15 protein-coding genes are annotated in these 18,811 nt (G+C 50.4%); 14 read left to right on the plus strand and 1 reads right to left on the minus strand.

Going from position 1 to position 18,811, the window contains the following annotated elements; translation table 11 throughout:
- The first annotated feature begins 151 nt into the window (after nt 1-151).
- The 8 genes from Q7S09_05040 (at nt 152) to Q7S09_05075 (ending at nt 10,065) form a co-directional block, all read left to right on the plus strand.
- Nucleotides 152-1,372: a hypothetical protein gene (locus tag Q7S09_05040; protein MDO8558517.1), complete on the plus strand. Its 1,221-nt coding sequence runs from the start codon at nt 152-154 to the stop codon at nt 1,370-1,372.
- A 54-nt stretch (nt 1,373-1,426) separates the two neighbouring features.
- Complete coding sequence (locus Q7S09_05045; GenBank protein ID MDO8558518.1) at nt 1,427-2,830, plus strand: cohesin domain-containing protein; 1,404 nt, start codon at nt 1,427-1,429, stop codon at nt 2,828-2,830.
- Between the two features lie 99 nt (nt 2,831-2,929).
- The gene (locus Q7S09_05050) at nt 2,930-4,753 is read left to right on the plus strand and encodes a cohesin domain-containing protein (protein MDO8558519.1); all 1,824 of its coding nucleotides are present in this window, start codon (nt 2,930-2,932) and stop codon (nt 4,751-4,753) included.
- Between the two features lie 78 nt (nt 4,754-4,831).
- Complete coding sequence (locus tag Q7S09_05055) at nt 4,832-6,208, plus strand: cohesin domain-containing protein (GenBank protein MDO8558520.1); 1,377 nt, start codon at nt 4,832-4,834, stop codon at nt 6,206-6,208.
- 11 nt (nt 6,209-6,219) lie between these two features.
- Nucleotides 6,220-6,564 carry a hypothetical protein gene (locus Q7S09_05060; GenBank protein ID MDO8558521.1) on the plus strand — a complete coding sequence of 115 codons (345 nt, stop codon included), beginning with the start codon at nt 6,220-6,222 and terminating at the stop codon, nt 6,562-6,564.
- Between the two features lie 260 nt (nt 6,565-6,824).
- The gene (locus Q7S09_05065; protein MDO8558522.1) at nt 6,825-7,370 is read left to right on the plus strand and encodes a peptidylprolyl isomerase; all 546 of its coding nucleotides are present in this window, start codon (nt 6,825-6,827) and stop codon (nt 7,368-7,370) included.
- A 206-nt stretch (nt 7,371-7,576) separates the two neighbouring features.
- The gene (locus Q7S09_05070) at nt 7,577-9,226 is read left to right on the plus strand and encodes a CTP synthase (GenBank protein ID MDO8558523.1); all 1,650 of its coding nucleotides are present in this window, start codon (nt 7,577-7,579) and stop codon (nt 9,224-9,226) included.
- 2 nt (nt 9,227-9,228) lie between these two features.
- Nucleotides 9,229-10,065, plus strand: a complete 837-nt coding sequence (locus Q7S09_05075) for a deoxyribonuclease IV (protein MDO8558524.1) — start codon at nt 9,229-9,231, stop codon at nt 10,063-10,065.
- Here the strand turns inward: Q7S09_05075 and tgt are convergent.
- Entirely contained in the window at nt 10,062-11,171 is a 1,110-nt protein-coding gene (tgt, locus tag Q7S09_05080) for a tRNA guanosine(34) transglycosylase Tgt (GenBank protein ID MDO8558525.1), read from the minus strand. The genes Q7S09_05075 and tgt overlap by 4 nt on opposite strands.
- 24 nt (nt 11,172-11,195) lie before the next feature.
- On the opposite strand from tgt, the gene Q7S09_05085 reads away from it, so the two are divergent.
- The 6 genes from Q7S09_05085 (at nt 11,196) to mreC (ending at nt 18,734) form a co-directional block, all read left to right on the plus strand.
- Entirely contained in the window at nt 11,196-11,672 is a 477-nt protein-coding gene (locus Q7S09_05085; GenBank protein ID MDO8558526.1) for an RNA methyltransferase, read from the plus strand.
- A 78-nt stretch (nt 11,673-11,750) separates the two neighbouring features.
- Nucleotides 11,751-13,988 (plus strand): thiamine pyrophosphate-dependent enzyme, encoded by a 2,238-nt coding sequence (locus Q7S09_05090; protein MDO8558527.1) that lies wholly within the window; start codon nt 11,751-11,753, stop codon nt 13,986-13,988.
- A 307-nt stretch (nt 13,989-14,295) separates the two neighbouring features.
- Nucleotides 14,296-15,369, plus strand: a complete 1,074-nt coding sequence (locus tag Q7S09_05095; GenBank protein ID MDO8558528.1) for a site-2 protease family protein — start codon at nt 14,296-14,298, stop codon at nt 15,367-15,369.
- 118 nt (nt 15,370-15,487) lie between these two features.
- Complete coding sequence (locus Q7S09_05100; GenBank protein MDO8558529.1) at nt 15,488-16,762, plus strand: aminoacyl--tRNA ligase-related protein; 1,275 nt, start codon at nt 15,488-15,490, stop codon at nt 16,760-16,762.
- On the plus strand, nt 16,752-17,804 hold the full coding sequence (locus Q7S09_05105) for a rod shape-determining protein (protein MDO8558530.1): 1,053 nt from the start codon (nt 16,752-16,754) through the stop codon (nt 17,802-17,804). The genes Q7S09_05100 and Q7S09_05105 overlap by 11 nt, the downstream gene beginning before the upstream one ends.
- Before the next feature lie 21 nt (nt 17,805-17,825).
- On the plus strand, nt 17,826-18,734 hold the full coding sequence (gene mreC, locus Q7S09_05110) for a rod shape-determining protein MreC (GenBank protein MDO8558531.1): 909 nt from the start codon (nt 17,826-17,828) through the stop codon (nt 18,732-18,734).
- Nucleotides 18,735-18,811: the final 77 nt, after the last annotated feature.

The following is an 18,811-nucleotide window of genomic DNA, read 5'->3' on the forward strand; positions in this document are numbered from 1 at the left end:
ACAAAGCCTCGCAACGTAGTATTGCGAACTCCTCGCCCCCGGCTCGTCAGACAGCGCAATACTACGGCTCGGCTTTGATGGCTTTAACTCATCCGCCGCTAATCCGCTCAAAGAAAACAACCGCTTGCCCAGAGGTGAATAAATTTTCTATTTGAAAAATAAAAAATCCGTGGCATGGATGGAAAAAACTAGTATGCGGTCATACCTAAAACATCTTATTAATATCCTGTTGTTGGTTGTTGGTTGTTGGTTGTTGGTCGCAGGCGTCGCTAATGCTTCCGCGCTGTTTTTCAATCCGCAGGACGGGATAGAGGTTGAGGAAGGAGAGAGTATAGTGGTGGAGGCAAGACTTGATACCGAGGGGAACTCCATCAATGCCATTGACGCACTGATGCATTTTTCTCCGCAAGCATTTGAGGTGGCTGACGTTTCCCGTGGCGACTCGGCGATCACGCTCTGGATAACAGAGCCGCTTATCGATAATGCCAACGGAACGGTGCGTTTTATGGGAGGAATTCCTTTGGGGGCGTCTTTCACTTCCGGGCTTATCGCAAAAATCACCCTGCAGGCGCGTGCCGTTGGAGAATCCATGCTGGGTTGGGACAGAGCTTCTCAAATTCTGCTCAATGACGGGCGGGGGACGAAGGACGAACTGGAGGTGCTTGAAACATCTGCGAAGGTCACGCCGGCTCTTACGGACGTTCCCCGCATTTCCTCCTCATCCCATGAAAATCAATCGAAATGGTACAAGGGAACAACGCTTGTCGTGTCCTGGATTCCTGCGAAAGAAGCATTATACAGTTATGTGCTTGACCATGATTCGCGTAGCGTTCCGGACACGCTTGCGGATACTCCGCAGGGCGAACTTCGCTTTGACGGATCTTTAAAATACGAAGGCCTTACGGAAGGAGTGTACTATTTCCATCTGCGGGAAGGCGTTAAAGAGCCTGACGTGGTCCGATGGAGCCGCACAAGAACATTTCGCGCGCAAATCGATACCACGCCGCCGAACGCGCTCTCTGCCCAAATCGGCTCGGACCCTTCCTTGTATGAAGGAAAATTTTTCGTGTCATTTTCCGGGAGTGATACTTTGAGCGGCACAGACCGGTATGATGTTTGGGAGGTGTCGGGCGACTGGACGGAGCGTGCTATCTCTCCGCACAAACTTCTCGGCCAAGAAACTGACGCGCCAATAAAGGTACGGGTTTTGGATAAAGCCGGAAATCAGCGGGAAATTCTTGTTTCCTATCCCCCAAAGCCCGGAAAGGAACCCATGACCCTCTATGAGATTATTGGGGGGGTAGTTGTTTTAGCGGCCCTGCTTATTGCTGGATGGATTTGGCGATATCGCAGAAAGAGAAGCAAGCTTTAAAAGGGAGGCCACTTCTCCATAACCCTCTTAAATTGGTCATGGTACAATAGTATTATGCCTTTTTTGCGTTTATTTTTCTCTTTTTTGCTTATTGTAGGGGTTTTAAAATCAGCAATTCCGGCCCGGGGGGCGGAAAGTGCCTCGTTGTCTTTGGCACCGGCATACGGCGCATATCTGGTAGGAAGCACTTTCGAAGTATCCATATTTCTTGATACCCATGGAAGCCAAATAAATGCGGTTGAGGTACAGATGACCTATCCGCCGGACATTCTACAGATTATCAAGCCCGCAGGCGGCACGTCGTTCATTCAAACATGGTTTTTCCCGCCGACATTCTCCAATAAAGATGGAACGCTGGCGCTTGCCGGCGGAATTGCGCCCGGAGGCATCAACACATCAAACGGGCTTATTACCACCGTGACCTTTCGTGCGGTAGCCCCGGGAGATGCCGCTCTTTCCATTTTAAAGACGTCAAAGGTCCTTATGCACGACGGCAAGGGGACCGATATTCTGGGTTCCCGGGGGAGTGCGGTTTTCACCATTCGCGTTCGTCCTCCGGAAGGTCCGAATGTTTCTTCGCCCACAAACCCGGATCCGAACCGATGGTATCAAAATAACGCCCCGCTTTTTACCTGGCAGCCGACAGAGGGGGGCGGCGGCTACAGTTTCTCGCTGAACGAGAACTCGGAAGACATTCCTCTGCCGGAAGTGCTTACTGGAGACCTGGTGAAAGCGTACTCCGATGTGAAAGACGGTATCCAATACTTTCATATTCGAGTTTACAAGGACGGCGCGTGGAGCGGCGTAACGCATCTTCCCGTACGGATCGATTCAACTCCACCCCTCCCGTTTACTCCGCGAATTGAGTATGCGCCGCAACTGGGCGCGCCGCCGATAGTGTTTTTTGAAACCAAAGATGCGCACGCAGGGGTAGACCACTACGCCGTCAAGGTCATTCGAACGGATGAAACAAGCGGCATTGAAGAGGACATAACGCCGTTTTTTGTGGAAACCGAAAGTCCCTATAAAGTTCCGGTGAGTTTTCCCGGAAAATACACGGTGGTGGTGCGCTCGTTCGATAAAGCGGGAAATACCCGGGATGCGGTCGTGAATATCGTTACGCCGACGGTGGCGTTACTCTCCGATCAGGGCATTAAATTCAAAAACTATTTTATTCCTTTCAAGGTGGTCTATATGTTCTTTGGGTTTTTGCTTATCGCGCTCTTCTTGTGGGGCGTGTATCTTCTGCGCAATGTCCGCGCGATACGCTTGCGCACCACGCGCGATATTGCCTCGCTCTCCCAGGAGATGCAAAAAGAATATTTGCGGTTCGGAGAGCACTTCACACACGAATTCGAGAATAAAAATCCTCAACAAAACTCGTACCAGGTGCCGCAAGGGAAGATAGAAGAACCGGCTTCCGAGGCTCCGGACGCGCCACTACCCCCGCCGCAATAACAATGCAAAATAATGGATGCGCGAAGGTTTTATGTGTAAAATCTTCGCAAGATTCCAAAATTTTGATTTTTGACTTTTGATTTTTACATTTGTGCAGGCATGAAGTTATCTACGAGAAGTTCCATTCTGCTTATTGGTATATGTTTGCTTGGGTTCTCTACCCGTATACTTTTTCTGCCTGCGCAGGCCGCCGGAGCTACTCTTTTTATTTCTCCGGCTACCGGAACCTCGGCCGTTGGAGTGAATTTTTCGGTTTCCTTCAGACTTAATTCCGGTGGCGTCTCTATTAATGCCGCAGAAGGCAATCTTGCATATGAACCCGATGAGCTTGAAGTCGTCTCGATTTCAAAATCCGGGTCCATTTTTAACATCTGGACGCAAGAACCCGTTTTTTCAAATACTGCCGGCTCCATCAGTTTTGGCGGCGGCGTTCCCTCGCCCGGGTTCAACGGTTCCTCGGGTCTTATCTTTACCGCAACGCTGCGGCTCAAAAAATCTGTAAGCACGACACTCCGGTATGTATCCGGCTCAGTCCTTGCAAATGACGGGCAAGGCACAAATGTGCTTGCCGCAAGCCAGAGCGCGACATTTTCTCCGGGTGTCCCAAAGCCGAAACCAACGCCGGTTCCTTCCCAGGTTCCTATCACACTTCCTTCTCCGCCGCTCATATCCTCTCCCACTCATCCGGTAAATCTCGTTGAACATCCCGATGCGACGCTCTGGAGCAATAATAACGATCCGGAATTCAATTGGAGATCGGATCCGGATGCCAACAGTTTTTCGTATGTGTTTAACCGCGATCCCTCGACGGTTCCCGATACGGTATCGGAAGGGTCGTTGACCGCCAAAGTGTATTCTGATGTTGAAGATGGCATCTGGTTCTTCCATATTCGCTCCCAGAATGCAGGCGGATGGGGAAGCATGGTGCACTATGAAGTGCACATTGACGCAACACTCCCGGAGAGTTTCGATGTGAATATAGTGGGCGGACGAGATATTTTTGATCCGGAGCCGGAAATCCAGTTCGGTACCAAAGACATCACATCGGGCATTGACCATTACATAGTTCGACTGGGAAGCGCCGAGCCCCGCATAATAACTCCCGCCGAAGCCGGACATCCCGTTGGGCTCGGTACGCTTTCAGGGGGTATCCATGCGGTGCGGGTGCGTGCGTATGATCGTGCAGAAAACCATCGCGAGGCGTTTGCGGAATTTACTATCGGGACGCTGGAACCCCCCGTCATTACCGCATACGCGAAAACCATCTCATCGGACGAGGTCATATTTCTTGAAGGGAAAGCAATTCCGAACATCACCGTTATCGTTGCCATTGAACGTGTTGACGGCACCCAGCGAGTTACCCGCGAGGTCGCAAGTGACGCAGACGGCAGTTGGACGTTCCTGGGAAAGCAATTCCGGGGCGCGGGCCAGTGGCGCATCACGGCCCAGTCGAAGAATGCACAGGGCGCGGTCTCGGAAAGAAAAGCGGAGGTTGCTTTTGAGATCCTTTCCTCGGTAATACACATCGGCAGCTACACGCTCACCTATGCTTCCGCGTATGGCATGGGAGGAAGTGTCCTTTCGCTGTTATCGGTTATCGTTCTCATAGCCTTTCTCCACTACAGAAAAAAAATCAAGAAGTTCCACAAAAGAGTCCTTAAGGAAGTCACGGAGGCCGAGTATGCGGTGCGCGCGGGTTTTCAGACCCTGCGCGGGGATGTGATTGAAGAATTGCATACCATAGATGCCCTACAGGCCATGCGTACGCTTATGCCCGAGGAGACGGCAAGACGGGAAAAGCTTTTGAGGGATCTGGCGTTCATTGAATTTCAGGTAACCAAGGAAGTTCAGGACATTGAAGGGGTACTTAAGGGTTACTCGCTTTCCAAAGAGGATTTGCCGCCCCCACCCCCGCCGCAATAGCAGCTTATAGCTGTTAGCTGATAGTTTATGGGAATTTCGGTCCAAAAGCTAAAAGCTAAAAGCTAAAAGCTATAAGCGATGAGATTCTCTTCAAAAAAACTACTCCAGATTTTTCTTGTGCTCGCTGTTATCAGCGCACAGTTTTTATTCGGTTCCTCATCGCAGGCGGCCGAAGGTGCTTCATTGCAATTTTCTCCCTCAAGCGGGACATTTTTTTTGGGAAGCACTTTTAATGTGTCGCTCACGCTTAATACGGGAGAAGCGGCGGTAAACGCCCTGGAAGTGCAGGTGAAATTCCCTCCAGACAAATTACAGGTGGCAAGTCCTTCTATTGGCACGTCGTTTATCTCTATTTGGGTCACCCCCCCAAGCTACTCGAACACCGAAGGCACGCTTACGTTTCGCGGCGGGGTGCCCAATCCCGGCATTATCACTTCTAACGGCGTTATCTCTACCGCGACGTTCCGTGCAAGAGACACGGGGGAGGCGGAATTGGAGTATATTGTGACATCCCAGGTTCTTGCGAACGACGGCAAGGGCACGAATATTCTAAAAAGCCGCGGCATTGCCCGGTTTACTATTGTTATTCCCCCTCCCGAAGGACCCGAGGTGTTTTCTCCAACCCAACCGGATCCGAATGTGTGGTATAAAAAGACCGATGCGGCATTTTTTTGGAAAAGCGGAGAGAGCGTTGATGGGTTCAGCTACGCATTAAGCCAGGATCCATTCGAGACTCCCGACGAGATTTCCGAAGGCGTAAATACCTCTGCGACATTCTCGAACATTCTCGACGGCATATGGTATTTTCATATCCGTTCCCATGTCGGTGATGTGTGGGGCGGCGTGACGCATTACCTTATACGTACTGATCGGGGACTGCCCGCGGCTTACACACTCTCCATAATTCCAAAAGGACCGCTCACCCCGCTTGAACATCCGCTAGTTACGTTTTTTACTACCGATGAAACGAGCGGCATGGACCATTACGAAGTGCGCATTGCCAAATTAAGCGGGGAGGAAGAGAGTCGTTCCGTTTCGTTCTTTACCGAGGAAACAAGCCCCTTTGCGTTTCCGGTTGTTGAGCCGGGCACCTACCAGGTGGTGGTACGTGCGTTTGACCGGGCAGGCAACACGCGCGATTCGCTGGAAAAAATTGAATTAACGCCGCCCCAGCCACAGCGGTTTACCAAAGACGGTTTTCGGGTTTATGCCATGATTATCCGATGGACATGGGCGTATCTGTTTCTTGGTCTTCTTTTGCTTCTTTTGCTTTTTTTGGTGTGGCTTTTGCGCCACAAACACTATACGCGCGAGGAAGAATTGCAGAAAAATCTTACCGAAACCGAAGAGAAACTTCTGCAAGAATATCAGGAGATGTATCAGCGCGTTCGGACGTATCGGACGGCTCCTCCGATTGACGAGAGTTCTCTTCCCCCCCCGCCCCCGCCGCAATAATATCCTATTTTGTGAAAAATCTTTTCACTATTCATGTTGAAACCCGTGTTGGTGCCGCGATCATTCTTTGCTGTGCGGTCCTGGTTTTTTCGTTGGTAATGCGCGCCATATCAAATTTTTCGAGTTTTCTTATTCTGCTCGAAGCGGATACGCCTATTGCAAAAACGGTTGTCCGCGCCGAACACGACCGTATCAACCAGTGGCTGCAAGAACAAGGCCTGAATGCGCACGGCGACGCTCCCGATACGGTCTACGAGAATGGTTCACCGCTTTTTGACGAAGGAGAAGACAAGCCCATTGACCGCTATGCCTATCTTGTGAGAAAATTCCCGAATAAGCCGTGGCACATACGGTAAGTGCAAATATCAAAGCCCAAATGTCAAAAATTTTGATTTAAGAAATTATGGGCAAACAGCAAAAACTTAAAGAATTTCGGAGAACCGAGCGCATGACCGCAGGTCCCCAGGGTCCCAGCCGCGGAGCATATATTATTGCCGCGCTTTTTATTATTGGCATAAGTGTTCTTGGCTGGAAGCTGCTTTTGGGCAAGACGGAAAACTCTTCAAAGATTCCCGAGGTTTCCGTTTCAGTCTCGCCCTCTTCCCCCATAAGTCCTATGACAAGTTTTATTCCCGTTGCATCCAATACGGTTTTGCTCGAAACGTCACGAGGAAAAATTGAGATCGAGCTGTATCACGGCGTTGCTCCGAAGACAGTTGAAAATTTTGTAAAACTCTCGCGCGAGGGATTTTACAATGGAACAAAATTTCACCGGGTCATCAGCGATTTCATGGTCCAGGGCGGAGATCCAAATTCAAAAGACAATGACCCGTCCAACGACGGCCAGGGAGGGCCGGGATATAGTTTTGCGGATGAGATAAATCCCAGGTCTTTGGGGCTTTCCGATGCCCAGATCCAACAACTTGAGGCGCAAGGGTACGTATATGACTACGGCGTACAGTCTCTGCCGGTGGATCCGGGTTACCTTGCTATGGCGAATGCCGGCCCCAATACTAACGGAAGCCAATTCTTTATCGTGACCACCAAACCACAAATGCATCTCTATGGGAGACATACAGTGTTTGGGAAGGTGGTGGAGGGAATGGATGTGGTATTGAAAATTGAGCAGGGAGATGTGGTGAAGAAAGTGACGGTGAAATAGTTTTACCTCCCTTTTTCGGTTACGCAATTTTTCTCCACCAAGAGGGTGACCGTTTCAACACCCCTAAGTTAAAAGGTAAGACTCCCTCTTGAGTTTCGAAAAATTACATAACTTTCAAAAGCGGCAAAACTATTAGAAAAATATATCTCCTTGCCGGGAGGGGGGGGTGAAATAAAAAAAGTATCACGGGGCGTGAGAAATAAAGTATGCCAAAAACTAAATTCATATTCGTGGTAGGCGGGGTGGTGTCCGGTATCGGGAAGGGGACGTCGGTGTCCTCTATCGCGCTTTTGCTTAAGGCGCGGGGGTTTCGCGTCACGGCCGTAAAAATTGACCCATATCTAAACGTGGATGCAGGCACCATGAATCCTACCGAACATGGTGAAGTATTTGTGACGCTTGATGGGCTTGAGTGCGACCAAGACATCGGTAATTATGAGCGGTTTTTGGATACGGACCTTTCCCGTGTGAACTATATGACCAATGGCCAGGTGTATCTCTCTGTCATCGAGCGCGAGCGGAATTTGGGATACGGGGGGAAATGCGTTGAAGTGGTCCCGCACATTCCCCAGGAGGTCATTAGGCGCCTGGAGCATGCCGCACGCGTCGCGCGCGCGGAATTCTGCATTGTGGAGATAGGTGGCACTGTCGGTGAATACCAAAGTCTGCTATTCCTTGAATCGGCGCGCATTATGCAGCGCGCAAACCCCGGCGATGTGCTTACGGTGCTTGTCTCATATTTTCCCATCCCGCCATCCATTGGCGAGATGAAATCAAAACCCACGCAAGCCGCGATCCGCTCGCTCAATGAGGCCGGACTTCAGCCCGATATCGTCATCGGCAGGTCGGAGAGGCCGATTGATGATATCCGCAGGGCGAAGGTCGCCGTTAATTCCAATCTGGACATCGCTGATATTATTTCCGCTCCAGACGTTGCTTCCATATACGACATTCCCATGAATTTTGAGAAAGGAGGCATTGCCGACCGCATTCTTGAAAAATTGCATCTCTCCTCAAAGGGAAAGGATTTGAAAGGGTGGCGCGCTTTTGTGGCGGGTAGCCATAAGGCAAAAAAGAAGGTCCGTATCGGCGTTGTAGGGAAGTATTTTGGGGTAGGAGACTATAGTCTTGGAGATTCCTATATCTCGGTCATCGAGGCCATCAAGCATGCTTCCTATGCCGAAGGGGCCAGTCCCGAGATAACCTGGGTAGATGCGGAGAGGTTCGAAAAAAAGAAAAAGAGCGTTTCTCTGCTCGAAGCGTATGACGGCATTATCGTTCCCGGAGGATTCGGCGGTCGGGGCGTGGAAGGAAAAATTCAGGCAATTCGTTTTGCCAGGGAGAAGAAAAAACCATATTTGGGGTTATGCTACGGCATGCAGCTTGCCTGCATCGAATTTGCGCGCCATGCACTGGGACTTAAAGGAGCGCATACCACCGAAGTAGATCCAAAAACCCCGCATCCCATAATCGACATACTTCCCGAGCAAAAAAAACTTATGGAGAAAAAAGATTACGGCGGCACGATGCGGTTGGGCGGATACGCGTGTTCGTTGGGCGAAGATACCAGGGCCTACAAAGCATATCGCGTATTCGGTCGCGAACGCATGCGAGGCAGCGTCATACAGGAGCGGCATCGCCACCGCTATGAATTCACGAATAGCTATCTTGGCAAGTTCGCAAAAGCGGGCATGGTCGCATCCGGCATCAATCCCGACCGGAACCTTGTGGAGATCATGGAGCTTAAAAATCACCCGTTCTTTGTGGGTACCCAGTTCCATCCCGAACTGCAGTCGCGTCCCTTGCGAGCGCATCCTCTTTTCAGGGCATTTATAAAAACCGCGCTAAATCATTGAATATGAAGATTGGCGTCCATATATCCGGAGCCGGAGGACTGGAACACATACCCGAGCGGGCGCGTAAGCTGGGATGCGAGACATTCCAGTTTTTTTCGCGATCGCCCCGGGGCGGCAAGTCCGTTCTTTCCGTAGGTACCGCGCGAATGTTCAAAGAGAGTGCCAAAGAGTTTAGTTTTACTCATTTTTATATCCACGCTCCCTATTTTATCAATCTTGCTTCCCAAGAAGCGCGCATCTGGGAAGGTTCTGTGGAAGTATTGCGCGATGAGCTGGATCGTGCCGAGAGTCTGGGCGCGCGCGGCGTCATCACGCACATCGGAAGTGCAAAGGGGATGACGCATGAAGAAGCATTGGAAAGGGTCATTATGGGAGTGCGAAGAATTGTGCAACATGCGCCCTCCACATTGTTTCTTGAGATATCTGCCGGTTCGGGTGATATCATCGGCTCAACCCTGGAAGAACTTAAGGAGATCTATGATGGGGCAAAAGGAAATGAGGACGCGTCATTACGTGTCATGCTGGACACCGCTCACGCGTTCGCATCAGGCTATGATATCCGAACCGCCAAGGGCCTAGGTGCATTACTGGATGCGTATGACAGGTTTTTCGACCTTGAACATCTTGAAGTTGTACACGTGAACGATTCAAAAGTGGACCTGGGAGAGAAAAAAGACAGGCATGAGGAGATAGGGAAGGGGAAGCTTGGCATTAAGGCATTCCGCGCGTTCGTGAACGAGAAGCGTCTTGCGCACATCAACGCGGTACTTGAGACGCCAAAAGATTCCGACGAGGATGACCTGCGGAATTTGGCTATACTCCGGTCGCTTAGAAACTAATTTCCAGATTTTCTCCGGAGCGTTTGCATGAGTCTTAAATAGAATGCGAGGTTGTGCAGCGTTGCCAGGTGCTGGCCGAGCATTTCGTTGACCGAAAAAAGATGCCGGAGATAAGCGCGTGAGAAATTTTTGCATGCCACACAAGGGCAATGTGCGTCTATGGGCTTTGCGTCTTTTGCGAAAGCCTCTTTTTTAATGTTGATGGTTCTATAAAAATCACCCCCGATGCTGGCGGGTTTTTTCATCACATACAGTTTTCCGTGCCGCGCTTCGCGGGTCGGAATGATGCAGTCGAACATGTCCACGCCCCGTTTCACTGCCCAGACGATTTCTTCGGGTTTCCCAAGCCCCATGAGGTATCGCGGTTTGTTTTCGGGGAGATATTTAAGAGACCACATAATCTCTTTTTGCTTGGATGCCCTTGGTTCGCCGACCGAAACTCCGCCGATGGCGTATCCGTCAAACTCAATCTTCACCATTTCTTTTACGCTCTTTTCGCGCAGGTCTTTGTATGTTCCCCCTTGGATGATGCCAAACAACAAGGGGCGTTTTTTAGGATGTAGCGCTTTCATTCTTTTTTCAAAATAGACTTTTGCGCGCTTGGCCCATCGGATGGTCCGTTCAAGCGATTTTTCCATGTAGGAGTGTTTGGCAGGATATGGAGGACATTCGTCCAGAACCATGATGATATCAGAGCCAATGGCAAGCTGTGCTTCGACAACATTCTCCGGCGTAAGAAAGACCTCTTTCCCATCAATTTCCGACCTGAACCGGACACCTTTCTCGGTTATTTTTCTTTTGTGAGAAAGCGAGAACACTTGGTATCCCCCGCTGTCGGTAAGAATGGGACGCGACCAGCGCATAAAGCCATGCAGTCCGCCGAATTTTTTAAGCACCGCAAGCCCCGGCCGCTGAAGAAGGTGATAGGTGTTTGCAAGAATAATTTCAGCCCCAAGTCCTTCCAGTTCCTGTGACAGAACATGTTTTACCGCGCCGCGGGTTGCAATCGGCATAAAAAAGGGCGTATGTGTGTTGCCATGCGGGAGCGACAAGATGCCTTTTCGGGCGCCGCTCTTGGATTTTTTATAGGAAAAGGTGATACTCATGACATAGCCAATATAGCACCCCGTATGCCTAAAATCTATCTCATTCTCGATAATATCCGCTCACTGCATAACGTGGGCAGTATGTTCCGTACGGCCGATGCGTTCGGCGTATCAAAAATATATCTTTGCGGGTATACGGGCCGTCCCATTGGACGGGACGGGAGACCAGTAAAAGAAATTGCAAAGACCGCACTCGGGGCAGAAAAGAGCGTGCCGTGGAAGCACGAACGCCATACCTGGAGAGTTATAGAGATGCTTAAGAAAGAGGGCGTACGGATCGTCGCGCTTGAAAATAACACACCTTTTCGCGCGGTAGCGCTTACTCGATTCAAACCCCGTTTTCCCGTAGCAGTAATGCTTGGGAACGAAGTGAGAGGTCTCTCGCGGCCGGTGCTACGCCGTGCCGACGCGATTGTCTCCATTCCCATGCATGGCGCCAAAGAGTCGCTTAACGTCTCCATTGCCTGCGGTATCGCGCTGTATGCTCTAAGCAATTTTTAGTTGCGTAAACATTGCTAAGTTTGCTATAGTGGCCTCGGAGTAAGATCTTTGAATTCATAATATAAGAGGAGTAAATCAATGAAGGAGAAAAACAAGCCGACCTACGCCCAGCTCGAGCGTTTGGATCGGGTATACGGTCTTGTTGACCGTTCGCTTCATGTCTTTACCGGCGAACATCCGTCGTGGGAGTGGATCGACGTACCAAGTTCCTGTGCGCTGGGTCTTGCGCCCGAACAGCACCTTGAACTTTACGGATTCATGTTGCTTACGCGCGCGACCGATGAGAAGTTACGAACGCTCTCGCTGCAGGGGCTTGCGTTCGGAAAACATCTCATGTCGAGCGGTAATGAAGCGGTAAGCGTGGGCGCAGCCTATGCGTTGCGGAAAAGCGATTGGTTCACCATTGCCATTCGTGACTTGGGAGCGCTTCTTACACGCGGACTTACCCCCGGGCAAGTTATCGCACAGGCATGCGGCAGGGTAGACGGTCCGACCAAAGGATGGGACGGAAGTTTGCATTTGGGATCGAGAGAGCATTGCATTGTGCCGCTCATCAGCCACCTGCCCATGGTTCCCGTGGCCACCGGTTGCGCGTTCTTCGAAACATATACGGGAGGCGATGGCGTTGCTCTGGCGTTCTGCGGAGATGGCGCTACCAGCACTGGAGATTTCGCCGCAACGCTGAATATCGCGTCTGTGAAGCGCTTGCCGTTGGTTGTGGTCATCGAGAACAACCAGTGGGCGTTCGGCACGCCAAATGCCTTGCAATTCGCTCCCCCTACGAAGATCCTCACGGCGCTTGGATACGGGAAGGGTGTTGAGGGGTATCTTATCGATGGCATGAACGTGCTTACGGTTCTGGGAACGGTGCAAAAAGCCGTTGAACGCGCGCGGCATGAGCGTGTTATTACGGTCATTGAGGCGCTCTCCATGCGTCTTGAAGGGCACTCGCTCGCAGACCCGTTCAGGACGTATGTTCCGGAAACGGAACTTACTCGATGGAAGGCACGGGACCCGCTTAAGATTTATCGAGAATTTCTTCTCAAGGAAGGTATCGCCGATGAGCGGAATCTAGAAATTCTTGAGGATGGTGTGAAACGCCGGATCGTTCAAGCCGTCGCCTTTGCGGAGCAAAGTCCGCTACCGGACGCCATGAATATTGAAAGTGCGGTTTTCTCTCCCACACCCGCACATCCGGTAGTGTTAAGCGAGCCTCCAAAACCAAATCCAGGGGAGGAAGCGCGATATCTCACGTATCACGATGCGATAAGCGAGGCGCTCGCAGAAGAGACAAAGCGCAATCCCGACCTGTTCCACATCGGTGAGGATATCGGCGTCTCCGACGGTCCTTTCAAGATCACGAAAGGCTTCTCAAAGCTCTTTGACGGGTATGACTGGCAGATGTTAAGCAAGAATCCGGAAACCCGACATCTTCTGGCGATGTTACAACGCCGTGTCATCGATTCGCCACTTTCGGAAGCGGGTATGTGCGCTTTTGCGGCCGGAGCCGCTATTCGCGGCCTCTGGGCGGTCGTGGAGCTTCAATACGCCGATTTTGCGACAGAAGCGGTAAAATGGATAGGGAATCATCTTGCAACGCAGAGTGTTCATGGTATGAGTCCCTTGCACATCGTGTTCCGCTTGCCCGCCGGGTGGACGAACCATAGTGGGCCCTATCACTCGCTCAATCCCGAGCCGCTTTTTGCGAACTTTCCGGGGCTGAAGATCGTCTCTCCCATCACCGCTTTTGACGCAAAGGGACTATTCAATGCCGCTATCCGCGACGGCAATCCGGTGCTGTTTCTTGAATACAAAGGGTATTACAATGTTCCTTTGGAGAAACTGCCGAATGAACTCAACCTGCCTGTTCCCAAAAAAGAGCATGATTACGTAGTACCCATCGGCAAGGCGAGAGTTGTGCGTGAGGGGACGGCGCTCACTGTCGTGACATTCGGCTCGCAGATCTTCCGGGTCCTTGAAGCGATTTCGGAACTGGAAAAGGAAAGACCGGGCGTTTCCATAGAGGTCATTGACCTGCGGTCTTTGGTGCCGTTCGACAAAGAATGCATTTTGGCTTCCGTCAAAAAAACAGCCCGGGTGCTTGTTACTTGCGAAGCACCGCTTACCGGATGCTTTGGGAATACTATTGCTACCTATTTACAGGATGCGGCATTTGGATATTTGGGCGCGCCGGTAAAACTTCTAGCCGCCGCAGATACCCCGGTGCCATTCTCTCCGCCGCTCGAGGAAGCGCATCTTCCCACGGCCGCAAAGGTTAAAAGCTCCATGTCCGATTTGCTGGACTTCGAGTTCTGACGACGCCGCTCACAGGAGCGGCTTTTTATTTTTCAGATGCTTCACCCCGTTAGAAGTCGCGGACGCTCATACTCCTAAGAAACAAGTCTCTTATGGAGCGAATCCGTGTCCTACTTCTAACGGGGTTCACAATAGAGGGGAGGCGTGGTATTATCAGGACGTCCTGCCCGCCTAAATTTTTGCACAGCTATTCTCGTAACACGGGAATAGCCGATATGTGCGTAAGTCAGAACGGGCATCCAATGGTATTATATTACGGTATTAAGATAAGTTTTTACGCTCAAGTAGTGCAAAAACTTAGGCGGGTATGTTTGCCACTATTTTCATATTTATCGCGCTTATTGCCGTTTTGATCATGGTCCATGAAGCCGGTCATTTTTTTACGGCAAAAAAAGCCGGCATAAAGGTGGAAGAGTTCGGGTTCGGCTTTCCCCCACGGATTTTTGGCATACAAAGAGGAGAGACTCTTTATTCGCTCAACTTGATACCGCTTGGGGGATTTGTGAAGATTTTTGGGGAGGAAGGGGAGTATACGGAAGACTCGCGGAGTTTCTCGAACCGTACAGCAGGTGTACGTTCATTGATCATCTCCGCGGGGGTTTTAATGAATATGGCGCTTGCGATGGTATTGTTCTCTGCCGGGCATATGATAGGCCTGCCGACTATTCTTGAGGATGGCGCGTCGGAAAAGAATTTTACGCGTGTGCAGATACAGGTTATCGAGATAGCTTCGGAGTCTCCGGCAATGACATCGGGGCTTGCAATAGGCGATGTTATCGTGAGCATCGACGGAAAGCGTTTTGATGCGATTGACGGCTTACGCGGCTATGTGGATGCTCGGCGCGGGAAAGAGATATCTATCGAAGTTTTGCACGACGGTGTTTCCAAAATACTCGCCGCATCTCCCCGTGAAAATCCTCCGGAGGGAGAGGGGCCATTAGGATTTGCAATGGTAAAAACGGCAATTGAAAAATTGTCCTGGCATCAGGCTATCGGGCGCGGAATTAAAGACTCATTTGTGCTCGCGTGGCTTTTTCTGAAAGCTCTTGGCGATCTGTTTCTCGGACTTTTCACCACAGGAAAAATATCGGGAGACGTTACGGGACCGGTGGGCATTGCTGTCCTTACCGGCCGGGTGGTGAAGCTCGGCATTGCGCATCTTTTGCAATTTGCGGGAGTTATTTCGGTGAACCTCGCTCTCATCAACATATTTCCCATACCGGCGCTTGATGGCGGAAGACTGCTTTTTATCCTGTTGGAAAAACTGAAAGGGCGTCCCATCCCGCGCCTTGTTGAACAAAAGATCCACCAGGTAAGTTTTGTGGTGCTTTTGACCCTTATGCTGCTGGTGACGGTGAGGGACGTAGTGCGCCTATTTTAGGCTAAATGCAAAATTAAAAAATCAAAAATCAAAATTATGGACTATCGTGAAAGTTTTCTTGAAGAAAACTTTCACTCCATAATTTTACATTTTGAGATTTGCATTTTACATTTTTAGCATGTTGCAATCCAAGCTTTTCACAAAAACATTACGCGAGAATCCTAAAGACGAAACTGCGATAAACGCACAACTGCTTGAGCGCGGAGGTTTTGTATATAAAAATTCCGCGGGAGTGTATTCGTATCTTCCCTTGGGTCTGCGGGTGCTCGAACGCATTGCCAAGATCGTTCGCCAGGAAATGAACGCCATCGGCGCCCAGGAACTTCTCATGCCGGCTTTGGTAGAAAAAAGATATCTTGATACGACCGGACGCTGGGATGTGGAAGTCGGCTTTGAAGCGGTTGGAAAGCGCGACAAGAAAGCATCATTCGTGCTCGGCTGGACGCACGAAGAAGTTTTAACGGACATTGCATCCAAGTATATCAGTTCATACAAAGACCTTCCGTTTGCGGCGTACCAAATCCAGACCAAATTCCGCAATGAGCCGCGCGCCAAATCGGGTCTTTTGCGCGGGAGAGAGTTTCTTATGAAAGATCTCTATAGTTTCCATGCCTCTCCGGAAGATTTTTTGAAATATTATGAAACGGTAAGGCAGGCATATATGAAGATTTTTGAGCGATGCGGTCTCAAAGCAATCTATACAGTCGCGGCGGGAGGAGATTTTACGGCTTCACATACGCATGAGTTTCAAATGCCCTGTAAGGCCGGAGAAGATACCATCTTTGTATGTCAAAAGTGCGGATATGCGGAGAATAAGGAAATATCGAAACTCCAAGACGGTACCAAATGCCCAATATGCTCCGGCAATATGAAAGAGATCAGGTCTATCGAAGTCGGCAACATATTTCCACTCGGAACGAAATATTCCGATGCGTTTGCTCTTATGTTTGTAAATGAAAAAGGAGAGAAACAACCCGTCGTTATGGGTTCTTACGGTATCGGGCTTGGTAGGGTCATGGCTACTATTGTAGAGATATATCACGACGAAAATGGCATAATTTGGCCAAAAACAGTGTCTCCCTTTGACGTGCATCTGGTGGCGATTTTTCCGAAGGACGAGGGGGGCAGGACAAAAATATGGAACGCATCAACGGCGCTTTATGAAGATTTGACTAAGGCGGGGATAGGCGTACTCTTTGATGATAGGGAAGGGATTTCGGCGGGCGAGAAATTTGCCGATTGCGACCTTATCGGGATGCCTTTACGGCTTGTGGTGAGCGAAAAAACGCTTGAGAAGGACAGTGTTGAAATAAAGCGGCGAGGAGAAAAAGAAACAAAATTGGTCAGGATTTCTACCGCTGTTTCCGAATTCAAAAAACAATATGTTCAATAAACTCTTAGGAAGATTTTCTCATGATATCGGCATTGACCTGGGCACAGCCAACACGCTGGTCTATGTGCGCGGGAGAGGCATTGTTATCAATGAGCCGTCGGTTGTTGCCGTCAACAAAAAGACCGGCCAGGTGCTTGCTATCGGCAAGGAGGCAAGGAAGATGGTGGGGAGAACTCCCGCGCATATCGTGGCGACGCGCCCCTTGGTGGACGGCGTTGTTTCCGATTTTGAGGTGACCGAGCAGATGATTCGTTATTTTATTGATAGCGTGCACGAGTCGCGGTTTTCTTTCATGCCACATCCCCGCGTCATCGTGGGAATTCCTTCGCAGGTTACGGAAGTTGAAAAAAGAGCGGTCCGCGATGCAACAATGAATGCGGGAGCCCGCGAGGTGTATCTTATTGAACAGGCCATGGCGGCAGCCATCGGCGCACGGCTTCCCGTACAGGAAGCATTGGGCAATATGGTGGTTGATATTGGCGGAGGCACCACGGACATCGCCATGATCTCTCTTGGAGGCATTGTGATCGACAAATCATTGCGGATCGCTGGAGACAAGCTTAATGACGACATCATCCAATATGCGCGGAATGAATTTAAGATGCTGCTCGGCGAACGCACGGCAGAGGAGATTAAGATCGAGGTTGGCTCCGCACTGCCGCTTGAAAAGAGCCTTGAAACCCCTATGCGCGGCAGAGATCTTGTTACTGGTCTTCCCAAGGAAATTATGGTGAATGATGCGCATATCCGCGACGCGCTTTCCCGTTCCATTAAAGCCATCGTGAGCGCCATTAAAATTGTTATTGAGGAGACGCCGCCGGAGTTGCTTGCCGATGTCATGAGTCGCGGCATTGTGATGGTCGGCGGGGGAAGTTTGCTCCGGGGGCTCGATAGGCTTATAGCGCAAGAAACGCTTATGCCGGTACGGCTGGAGGAAGAGCCGCCTACTACGGTGGTGCGAGGAACCGGTGTAGTGCTTGAAAACCTGGACCAGCTGCGCGAGGTGCTGGTAGATTCGGAGGAAGATCCGCCTATTGGATAGCGCTCTCAAGCAAAATTTTTTTTGAAGTACGGATTCAGAAAAAAAATAACATTTCGCCATGGAACATCGCATACAAAAAAGGCGGTGATTTTTTGTTTTGCGATTGCGCTTGCTGCATTTCTGCTTTACGGGAGATTTTTCGGCGGATGGGCCGGAGATATGTACGTGAGGTTGGCAAAGCCTTTCTGGAATCTTGCCGGGTACGGTTATGGCGGATGGCGCAGCGTCCAAGATTTTTTTCTCTCACGCGATCAACTGGTCTTACGCGTCTCTATGCTTAGTGAAGAAAATCGGATGTTGCGCGAAGATGCCGGAGAACTTGAGGCGCTTAAAACGGAATATGCAGCACTTCGCCACTTGTTTGGAAATCCACCGCACTCGTGGCGCGAAAACGCCGTCGTTGCCCGCGTGGTGGGGAAGGGTTCACATATTTTCGGGCAAGAGATAGTTTTAGATCGGGGCGCGAGCGACGATATTGGTGAAAATGATACAGTGACCGTAGGGGACCGCTCGCTCGTAGGGCGCGTGTATCGCGTTTCCCCGCACTACGCGTACGTTACACTGCTTTCAAATCGTAATTTTCGTGCGGGCGCCAAGATTTTTGACGGAAATGCGGAATCTGAAAAATCCGATGACAAAGCTCTTAAGAGCGGGAAGGAGGGTGTGTTAGGCTCGGAGGGGCTTGTGCGGGGAGAAGGATTTGGGATGATAACGCTCGACATGGTCCCATCCGGCGCGCTGCTCAATGAGGGAGATACGGTGCTCACAAGCGGGTTTGACGGGGTATTTCCCGGCAATCTCGTCATCGGCAAAGTTGAACGCATCGTCTCCTCTCCATCAGATTTTTTTCAGCGCGCTTCTCTTTCTCCTGCGGTAGACGTTGGAAATATAGAAACGGTAACTATTATTAAAACACCGAAGGTGTTTTAATCAGCTTATAGGTTTTAGCTTATAGCTTATAGGATTTTTTTAGATCCTCTCCTGAAAGCTATCAGCTATCAGCTATC

The sequence above is a fragment of the bacterium genome, from assembly GCA_030649025.1.
Classification (GTDB): Bacteria; Patescibacteriota; Minisyncoccia; order JAUYLV01; family JAUYLV01; genus JAUSGO01.

Excerpts from the sequence above, each read along its gene's own strand:
- Q7S09_05045 (MDO8558518.1), top strand. The coding sequence starts at position 1,427 with ATGCCTTTTTTGCGTTTATTTTTCTCTTTTTTGCTTATTGTAGGGGTT.
- Q7S09_05085 (MDO8558526.1), top strand. The coding sequence starts at position 11,196 with ATGCCTAAAATCTATCTCATTCTCGATAATATCCGCTCACTGCATAAC.
- Q7S09_05090 (MDO8558527.1), top strand. The coding sequence starts at position 11,751 with ATGAAGGAGAAAAACAAGCCGACCTACGCCCAGCTCGAGCGTTTGGAT.
- Q7S09_05075 (MDO8558524.1), top strand. The coding sequence starts at position 9,229 with ATGAAGATTGGCGTCCATATATCCGGAGCCGGAGGACTGGAACACATA.
- tgt (MDO8558525.1), bottom strand. The coding sequence starts at position 11,171 with ATGAGTATCACCTTTTCCTATAAAAAATCCAAGAGCGGCGCCCGAAAA.
- Q7S09_05100 (MDO8558529.1), top strand. The coding sequence starts at position 15,488 with ATGTTGCAATCCAAGCTTTTCACAAAAACATTACGCGAGAATCCTAAA.
- Q7S09_05050 (MDO8558519.1), top strand. The coding sequence starts at position 2,930 with ATGAAGTTATCTACGAGAAGTTCCATTCTGCTTATTGGTATATGTTTG.
- Q7S09_05065 (MDO8558522.1), top strand. The coding sequence starts at position 6,825 with ATGACAAGTTTTATTCCCGTTGCATCCAATACGGTTTTGCTCGAAACG.
- Q7S09_05070 (MDO8558523.1), top strand. The coding sequence starts at position 7,577 with ATGCCAAAAACTAAATTCATATTCGTGGTAGGCGGGGTGGTGTCCGGT.
- Q7S09_05095 (MDO8558528.1), top strand. The coding sequence starts at position 14,296 with ATGTTTGCCACTATTTTCATATTTATCGCGCTTATTGCCGTTTTGATC.
- Q7S09_05055 (MDO8558520.1), top strand. The coding sequence starts at position 4,832 with ATGAGATTCTCTTCAAAAAAACTACTCCAGATTTTTCTTGTGCTCGCT.
- Q7S09_05105 (MDO8558530.1), top strand. The coding sequence starts at position 16,752 with ATGTTCAATAAACTCTTAGGAAGATTTTCTCATGATATCGGCATTGAC.